Source organism: Pseudomonas sp. HMWF021 (assembly GCF_003061005.1).
GTDB lineage: Bacteria > Pseudomonadota > Gammaproteobacteria > Pseudomonadales > Pseudomonadaceae > Aquipseudomonas.
Genome location: NZ_QAIK01000158.1, coordinates 27,789 through 37,073, shown reverse-complemented (window position 1 = coordinate 37,073; position 9,285 = coordinate 27,789). Strand labels below are relative to the sequence as shown.

Sequence of the window (9,285 nt, the reverse complement as noted above, 5' to 3'; positions counted from 1 at the left end):
GATCACAGCCTGCGGCAGCTCCTACTTGGGAATGCGTTTCCTGTAGGAGCTGCCGCAGGCTGTGATCTTTTGCTTTTGTTTCTATCAATCTGTCTTCTGCGGGTTCAACCAGCCACGCACCCGCCGGAACAGCTGTTCCTGTTCCGCTTTTTTATCCGGCAACGCCTTGAGCGCCACCTGGCTGAACGTCGAGGTTTTCAAACGCTTGCTGGCCTGCATGCGCTCCAGTGCCGCATTGCGATCCAGCGCCTTGTCCATGTAGAAAATGTCTGCGGTCGGCAGCTTCAGGGTCGGCGTCAGTTCAGCCAGTTGTGGCTTGGCCTTGGTCGGCGTTTGTGCATCGACCATCACCAGTTTCTCGACCTGCGAACTCTGCCGCTCGCTGAGGAAACGCGCCGCCCAGTAGGCGCCCGTACCGTGACCGAGGATGACGACCCGACGTGCGCTCTGTTGTTCGGCATAGGCAATGGCGGCGTCGATCCGCGCAAAGATGCGCTCGGCATCCGCCTTGGACTGTTCTTCAGCCGTTTCGGCAACCAACTGATCCGCCACTTCCGCTTCACCGCCCGCCGCCTGCTCGATCGGCTGCGCGGTGGTGGAATCCTTGCTGCCACTCTCCGGGGCTTTCGGCGCGGCGGCGGGCGCGATCACGCGCGGGGCAATGGCATCGCTTTGCAGATCCGGCAGGGTGATACTCAGGCTGCTCCACTCGACATCGGGCAATTTGCTGCGTAGCGGGCCGATCACTTGCGGCCAGTCAGCCGTTTCACCAGCGCCAGGGACAATAATTACCGCGCCTTTCGGTTCGGCGGTGTTGGCCGGTTTCCACAGGGCGAGGAAGGTGTCGGCGCCGGCCTGAAGTTGCTGCTGTTCTTGCGCCGGGACCTTGCGTTCGAGTGCTGCGGCTTCTTCCTGACTACGCTCAGGCAATGGCTGGCGTTCGGCAGGTTTTTCAGCGGCCGGTTGCTCAGTGGTGGAGGCCGGCGCCGGATCGGCAGCTTCGACGGAAAACGCACAAGGCAGGATCAGCGACAGGCACAATGCTGGCATTGCCAGGCGGTAGACAGAGGGCATCGGTTATTCCAGGCCAGAAAAGTATCCCGGCAGCCTAATGGGTTGGTCAGAATTTGTCAGTGTACGAGACTTCAATGATGCGTTTTTGCTGCCTGTGGGTTATCGGCTGGTTGTGTTTTCCCTTGATGGGCTGGGCGGCGCCTGAGCCGGCAGCGCCCCTGACCGTTGTTGAGCAGCAATGGCTGGCGCAGCACCGGGAATTGCGCGTCGGCCTGGTGTTGCAAGCGCCGTACGCGCAATACGACCGGCGCCTGCAGCGCCTGTCCGGGGCTAACGTCGAGTTGATGAAAGCGCTGGCCAAGACGTTGAACGTCGAACTGCGGTGGCGCAATTTTCAGGATCTGGCCCAGCTGGAGGAGGCTGCCCGCGATGGCGAAATCGATATCGCCCCGGGCCTGACCCAGACCCCGGGCGCCCTGCGGCTATGGCTGTTTTCCGACCCTTACATGCGCGTCCCGCAACTGGTGGTCAGTGATCAGAAGAGCGGTGGCGTCGTGGAGCTGGAAAAACTCGACGGCCAGACCCGCGTCGCCGTACGCATGCCCAGCGCCACCGCCGATTACCTGCGCGCCAACTATCCGCATCTGAACCTGCAAGGCGTGCCGCTGGAACGTCAGGCCTTGCAGTTGCTGTTGAGTCAGCAGGCGGGTTACGCGGTGGTCGATGAGGCGCAGCTGGGCCGGTTGTCAGTCGAGCCGGAGTTCGCCGATCTGGTGGTGGTCGGCGATATTGGCTTGCCGCAACTGCTGCGTGTCGCCACGCGCCGTGACTGGCCGGAGCTGGCCGGGATCATCGAAAGTGCCTTGCGCACGATCCCGGCCAGAGATCTGGAGCGTCTGCACACGCAATGGCTGCAACCCCGATATCCGCGTCTGTCGGAGTCGCCGGGGTTCTGGCAGAACCTGGGCCTGCTGTTCGCCGTATTGTTTTTCAGCGCTGTGGCCATTGTGCTGTGGCAACGGCGCCAGCAGCGCAGCCTCGAACAGCGGCTGCTGGCGGCCCGCGAGGACATTGCCCTGCGCGCGGCCAGCGAAGAATCCTTGCGCCTGACCCAGTTTTCCATCGATCAGAGCACCGTCGGCATTCTCTGGGTCAACTGGGACAGCCATGTGCGCTACGCCAATCGTGCGGCGGAAAGCATGCTCGGCTACCCGCCAGGCGGGATCATCGAGCGACCGTTGATCGACTTCGAGCCCAGCCTGCACATGGACCGCTGGCTCAACCTGTGGAAGCGCGCGCGGGCCAGTGAGGAAGGGCCGCTGAGCTTCGAAACCAGCTGCGTGCGTGCCGATGGCAGCATCCTGCCGGCGGACGTTTCGCTGAGCTTTCTGCGCTTTCGCGACAGCGAGTATCTGGTGGTTTATCTCACCGACGTCTCCGAACGTCGCCGCGCACTGGCCGCGTTGCAGGAAAGTGAAGCACGCCTGCAGGGCATTGCCGCCAACGTTCCGGGGCTGGTGTTTCGCCTGGAACGTGCGCCGGTGACCGGGCAAATCGACTTCGCCTACATCAGTGAGGGTAGTGAAAGTCTGGTGGGTTACGCGCCGGCCGCCATCGCGCACCGAGACATGGGGCTGCGCAGTCTGGTGCATCCCGACGATAAGGTCAGTTACCACCAGACTCAGGATCAAGCGCTCGATACTGACAGCGACTGGTCGTGGCAGGGCCGGATTCTCACCCGGCAGGGTGAGCAACGCTGGGCCGAGATCAAGGCCATCACCCGCCAACTGGAGGATGGCGCTTACGTCTGGGACGGCATCGTCTGGGACATCACCGAAAGCAAGCGCATCGAGCTGGAACTGGAAGCGTCCCGCGAGCAACTGCGCGAATTGTCGGCGCACATGGAAAGCGTGCGCGAGGAAGAGAAGGCGCGGATTGCCCGGGAAGTCCACGATGAACTGGGGCAGATGCTCACGGTGCTGAAACTGGAAACGTCGATGTGCGAGCTGGCGTATGCGCAACTTGATCCGGGCCTGAACGAGCGTTTGCACAGCATGAAGCGTCTGATCGCCCAGTTGTTTCAACTGGTGCGCGACGTGGCGACGGCGCTGCGCCCGCCGATTCTCGATGCCGGGATCGCCTCGGCAATTGAATGGCAGGCGCGGCGGTTCGAAGCGCGTACGCAGATTCCGTGTCTGGTGCAGGTGCCGGACAATCTGCCTGCGCTCAGCGATGCCAAGGCGATTGGCCTGTTCCGGATTTTGCAGGAGGCGCTGACCAATGTGATGCGCCATGCTCAGGCGCATACTGTGGAGCTGACGCTGGCGCTGGAAGGCGACGAGTTGTGCTTGACGGTCAGCGACGATGGCACAGGCTTTGTCGCTGCGGCGGACCGGCCGACGTCGTTCGGACTGGTCGGCATGCGCGAGCGGGTGCTGATGATGGGCGGGCGGCTGGTACTGGAAAGTGAGCCGGGGGAGGGTACCAGTCTGCTTGTGCGGGTGCCTTTGGATCGCTAAAGATCGCAGCCTTCGGCAGCTCCTGCAGGGATATGCGATCAATGTAGGAGCTGCCGCAGGTTGCGATCTTTTGCCCTTAAAAACACAATCGAGGAGAGTGCAAGTGATCCGTGTACTGGTAGCCGAAGACCACACCATCGTCCGTGAAGGCATCAAGCAATTGATCGGCCTGGCCAGGGATCTGCAAGTGGTGGGCGAGGCGAGCAATGGCGAGCAGTTGCTCGAAACCTTGCGCAGCGTGCCGTGCGAGGTGGTCCTGCTGGATATCTCGATGCCTGGAGTCAACGGGCTGGAGGCGATCCCGCGGATCCGCGCGCTGAACAATCCGCCGGCGATTCTGGTGCTGTCGATGCACGACGAAGCGCAGATGGCCGCCCGCGCGCTGAAGGTCGGCGCCGCCGGGTATGCGACCAAGGACAGCGATCCGGCATTGCTGCTGACCGCCATCCGCAAAGTGGCGGCCGGCGGGCGCTACATCGACCCGGAACTGGCCGACCGCATGGTCTTCGAGGTCGGCCTGACCGATGCCAGGCCGTTGCATTCATTGCTGTCCGAACGCGAATTCTCGGTGTTCGAGCGTCTGGCCCAGGGTGCCAATGTCAACGACATCGCCCAGCAACTGGCCCTGAGCAGCAAGACCATCAGCACCCACAAGGCGCGGCTGATGCAGAAGCTCAACATCACCTCCCTGGCCGAGCTGGTCAAATACGCCATGGAGCACAAGCTGCTGTGATACATGGCGCGAAGGCGTTCATGGTGCCAGTGGCAGGAAATGACGCTGTGCCAGATCCATGCCGATCATTCCTCGATGAACATCGACAACCCGCTGATCGCTCTCGGCTCTGGCCAGCAAAGAGTGATAGTTCTCCTTTCGTTGCTCGCGGGTTTTCATATGTGCCGCAGTAAACTCCTGTTTGGGGCTGTCGGCTCTGGGGTAGTGAAAATGGGCATACCACACGGCATAACCTTGCCGGTCATTGATGGCGTACTCCTGAATGAAGTCGTTGCGCTCACCCTGTGTTGCAACCCGGGCGCCCAGCCTGGCCACCTGAAGTTTGTTTTTCTGCAGCAGGAACGCGAGGTTGGCGTGAGTGGGCGGCAACGCCAGTGACTGTTGAACGCGCAGCTCTTCACCTTTGCTTTTCAGAACGCTGACTGCGTTGATCAACTTTTGGTGAATCTCCCGATCAGCCGCTGACTGCGATGCCTTGGGCTGAGCCTCGATGGCACGGTCAAGCTCTGCGGCAATGTCGGCGTAGCGATTCGCTTCGTGTTGCAGGCTTTCCTGGATTTCCACGGGGTAACGGGACACTTTCGCGTAACGCTCCTCGCGCTGCACCGTTTCGTCGAGTTTTTTCAGCAGTTTGCGCGCATCTCCCTTGATAGTGTCCAGAGCACGAAAGGCTGGCTGCGGAGCAGGTAGTTGAGGAGGGCTGCTTTTCAGGACTTCATCCCAAACGTCTCCGTGTTGTGAGTAGGTCACCAGCAGGGTGTCATCCAGTTCGGAACGAAGTTCTACAGTGTCGATCGACAAGCCGGATCCCGCAGGTCTGAGGTCACCAATCAACATGCCGCGCTTGCGAGTCTTGATGACTTTTTTCTGTGGCTTGCCGACGGATACCATTGGCCGCTTGGGTGGACGTCTGGAGGACTGGGCAGCCGGCTTGATCTCGGCGGCCAGTTGTTTCGTGACATCCTGATAAAGATCCTCGAACATTTTTTGCAGGCGATCGAATGCGTTCATTTCAAACCTTTCAGCATGAACGATGCTCCAGCCCTGCATGACGTCCAGTGCATGGGCGTAATGTTCGTTCAGGCTTTCAAGTACGGCCAGGCGCTCCTCGGCCGACAGTTCGAACAGTTTAAGCTGGCTGTGTGTGCGCACCTGAACACTGAGTGGCAGGAAGAGTTCGTCGAGTTCAGCGAACGGAAAATCGGACCAGTCCTTGACGATCGCAAACTTCAGGCTTTGCAGTTGCAAGTACTTGACGCCCAGTGCAGTGATTTCGTCAGGACGATCGCGGGTCAGACGCTCGTAGGCGTCCTTGCCTCGTCCGCCCAGATCAAACAGTTCTGCCAGATAGCGATCCTTGAGTTCCAGTGAATGCATCTGCCGATCATTGATGCCGACCAGTTGTTTGATGAATGCCGTGTAGCGTGGAAGATTAGCCGCGATGCGAGCGGAGAAGCCGTCGTTCAGGATTGTGAAGTCTTCATTCGTGGCATAAAGCGCCTCCCGATCCATATCCGCGACCACCACCGACTTGCGTGCGTTTTTGACGATGTTCTCCAGCATAATCGCCACGTTGGCCGCAGGAACGGGAATGCCCAGTTCGTTGCGCTCGTTCAAAGTGTCCAGTATGCGTACGTAGTCATCGATCTGGCTGTGCAGCGCCTCATCGAATTTGCGTCGTGTCCTGGCCAGCACATCGTCACTGTAGCCCGCGCCCCTCGCGGCCAGGTTCATGACTCGCTCTGCATCATCGGCTTTTTTCTGCACGTCGGCCTCAGCCGTCAGAAGCTGGTCGAAAGCCTGGGTCAGGTCTTCGATTCTCTGCGCCTTGCGTTGACGAGCAGCCGCAATACGCTCGCGCGGCATGCCACCCCTGAGCCGCAGGTTCAAATCCAGTGACCAGTTGCCCTCACCGTCCGTTTTAAGTGCAGGGCCCAGTGCAATGGGGGCTGAGGGAGAGATGATCACAACGGATGGGGCGTTGGCGACATTGCCGTTGACCCGGACCCGATACCATTGCGAATCAATCTGTGTGTACACCTCATCCGGGGTCCGATAGAGCCCCGTCAGGCGTCCACTGGCAATGCGTTCTGGCAGCGGAACGGGTGGCGGAACCTGCATCAGCATCAAGCGTTCGCGCTGGCCGGGCGTCAGTTGTGCACGAGCGCTTGAGAAACTGAAGTCGAACACGGTATGACCCGATCCCGTGCTTTGAGTGGCCAGCGCTACCACGCCTTCCTGTGTGGCGGCCGGCCTCGGAGCGGGCCATTGTCCGGGGCTGCGCCTGGTGATGACCTGCTGCAACGCACGCTGGCGGATACGTTCGGCAACGCGTGGCACAGGGGCCGTTGAAGAGGAAAATTGCAGCAGAACCATGCTGACATTAAGCAGCAAATCCACCAGTGCCAGTTCCCGTGTTACCGGGTCCTGACTGTTGAGCGCCGGGATATCATGGCTGGCACTGCTGGCCAGGGAGTACAGCCAGGCGGTCAGCATGAACGGTCCTCGCAACAATGGCAGCAGGAGCGTGCCAAACAGCAGGTTTGCGCCTTCCATGAGCACCGCCCAACGGCTTTCGCTGTTGGACACCGATTCGCGCTCGGCCTGGTCAACCAGCGTGCGGGCGTTGCTGCCGTACAAGTGCTGCATCAGTTTGCCGTTGGCCAGATACATCAGCAGTTGATCGCTCACTCCGTTTGTCGCGAGGGTCGCAGGACGGGGGCGTTCGATCGGGCCGAACTCGCTGCCTATGCCGAAGCGCACGTAATGGGGTTCAAGGAAGCCGCCATTGGCGTAAACCGGTCTGGCGGTATCGGATAGCCAGGTCAGTACGCTCGATTGCAGGTCGCCCGGTTGGGCCAGCGCGTCGAGCAACTGCTGTCGCGAGGCGAACTCATGCAGGGGCTGGGCATAGAGTGGCCGATACAGAATGTGCGGGCCGTGCGTGAAATCGCGCATTTCGATGATGAACATGTTGGTGACGATATCGGCCGCTGCGCCCGGTTTGCGTACGAGTGCAAGTTGACGGATGACCACCTCCTGACCATCGAGGATACGCTCCGATGCCTGCTCATTGGTCAATGCGCAGACCATCCGCACACCCTTGGCGGTGAATCCATTCTGGCGCCTGAGCTTGAGTTCCAGGGCCTGTAACGGCAGTTGCGCCATGGTTTGTTCGGCAAATGAGGCCTCACGCTGTCTTATGCGCGGGTCATCTCCCAACAGCCTGGATTCAAGCATCCGGGGGTACGTCTTGCCGATGTCCACTTGCTCGATCAGGCCGCCGCTGCGCTGAATGTAGTCCGGGGTCAGCCAGGCAGGCAGCGTCAAGCCCTTGCGGTGGGTAATGGTCAGTTGTCCATGGGGGCGAGCAGCCAGATTGCGGATGGCCAGCTCTGTCAGGCTCATCGTCTCTTTTTCGACGAACCCGGCACCGCCCGGGTAGCCGGCCGCGACAGCGAACGTCAGTTGCAGATCCTCTGGCTGAAACCGTTCGTCTCCCGATTGGCCTGCTTCGGGGTGGGCTAATCTGCCTTCGTCCAGTTTCAACTGCTTGAGCAGAGCGGCGTTGGTGAAGGTTTGAATGTCGTCGATGTCACTGAGGAACGTGCGCCCGTTGTAACGTTTTTTGGCATTCGCCAACGCCAGGCTGTAATAACGGTAAGTCATGCGGTCAACCGGCGAGGCACCTTGCAGCCATTGCGGCAGGGCACTGCGCGTCACTGACGGCGCAGGGAGCGAGATCGTGCGTGCATCGAGAAAATCGTATTGCGGATCCGTGATCTCGCGGTAGATCGAAAGCAGTGCTTGCAGTCCTTCGCTGGCGGGTAGACGCAGCGACCGCAGCGCTTCGAGTTGTCGATTGAGGATGATCGCGGCCTGTGTGTCGAAGATGTTGCCGTCGGGCTCATAGCGGTTGACGGTCACCTGATCAACCTGCAGATCCGTGGCCAGGCGTGTGCCCCAGACACCGGTGAAAGCTTGCAGCGACGCAAAGCCCTCGCAATCGCCACCGGGCTTGCACAACAGGACACGCTGGCTGCTTTGGCGAATCAACAACAGCTCGGGGCTCAACCGTCGACTTTGCAGATTCGCCTGAGTGAGCACCGCTTCCAGGCAATAAACACGGACTGCGGTCTCGCCGAAGACTTCCTGGCGTTTCCCCGAGTCCGGCCAGCCGACGACCTGATCGAGGGTTGCGCGGTCATCTGCATCAAGGTCGGACTTTTCAAGTGTGGTGGCCTGCAAGGCCCCCTTCAATTGGTCACTGAGCCACCTCCAGCGGCTGACGCCGGACTCGATTTTTTCTTGCCAATAAGAGGCCAGCTGATTTTGCAGGCTGACGGGCAAGGTCCACGGCAGCTCGTTGATGATGGCTGCGACAACTGTCAAGTCGACGGGGCTGCGGTCGGATAACCGCAGTCTCTTCGGCGGTGCATCGCTCAAATAACAGGGCAGACCGTAGCGATTACGCAAGTCGATTTGCGCGCCGCCTGCCAGGTAATCAAGAACCAGCGGGATAAGGGGGCGCAGCGTCCAGCCGCCTTCCGGATACGGTGTTGCCAGGATGGTGAGGTTAAGGTCGATCTGCAGTGACGGGAGTTTTTCGGCAATGGTATCGGCCAGCAATTGACGGGTGACCGATTCCAAAGTGGGGCGAGAAGCAAATTGAGCAGCGATGATCTGGCTCAGCCCTGAGCGTGCAGGTGAGCGTTCAATGGGAGCATTCATGGAAATTCCTTTTTCCTTGGGCACAACGGTGTGACGTCCAGTTATATCCTCAGGCTCTGCAAGCCGGGTGGTAACTATTTATGGCTCGTTGTTCCTGCGGTTTATGTACTTGCGCTTGTCCATTTGCGACATCGGCAAAATCGTCTGTTACGTGCCCTGTTGGCTTGCCCGCCGCTTTACTGACGGGGCATGTCTGATCCCGCCATCCTTGTAGGGCAATCCCTACCCCCAACCTTCCATCCGGCTGAGGCGATTCTCTCCTGCGCCCCGATTTGCGCGGCTGGCGCC

4 protein-coding genes are annotated in these 9,285 nt (G+C 60.2%); 2 read left to right on the top strand and 2 right to left on the bottom strand.

Features of this window, described 5'->3' with window-relative positions; genetic code table 11:
• Nucleotides 1-84: 84 nt before the first annotated feature.
• Nucleotides 85-1,074, bottom strand: coding sequence for an alpha/beta hydrolase family protein (locus tag DBR18_RS22710; protein ID WP_108591999.1), 990 nt, complete (start codon nt 1,072-1,074; stop codon nt 85-87).
• A 74-nt stretch (nt 1,075-1,148) separates the two neighbouring features.
• Between DBR18_RS22710 and DBR18_RS22705 the strand changes: the two genes are divergently transcribed.
• Nucleotides 1,149-3,533, top strand: a complete 2,385-nt coding sequence (locus DBR18_RS22705; RefSeq protein WP_108591998.1) for a PAS domain S-box protein — start codon at nt 1,149-1,151, stop codon at nt 3,531-3,533.
• 103 nt (nt 3,534-3,636) lie between these two features.
• Nucleotides 3,637-4,266 (top strand): response regulator transcription factor, encoded by a 630-nt coding sequence (locus DBR18_RS22700; protein WP_108591997.1) that lies wholly within the window; start codon nt 3,637-3,639, stop codon nt 4,264-4,266.
• Nucleotides 4,267-4,284: 18 nt separating this feature from the next.
• Here the strand turns inward: DBR18_RS22700 and DBR18_RS22695 are convergent, their stop codons facing one another.
• Complete coding sequence (locus tag DBR18_RS22695; RefSeq protein WP_108591996.1) at nt 4,285-8,997, bottom strand: dermonecrotic toxin domain-containing protein; 4,713 nt, start codon at nt 8,995-8,997, stop codon at nt 4,285-4,287.
• Nucleotides 8,998-9,285 lie beyond the last annotated feature (288 nt).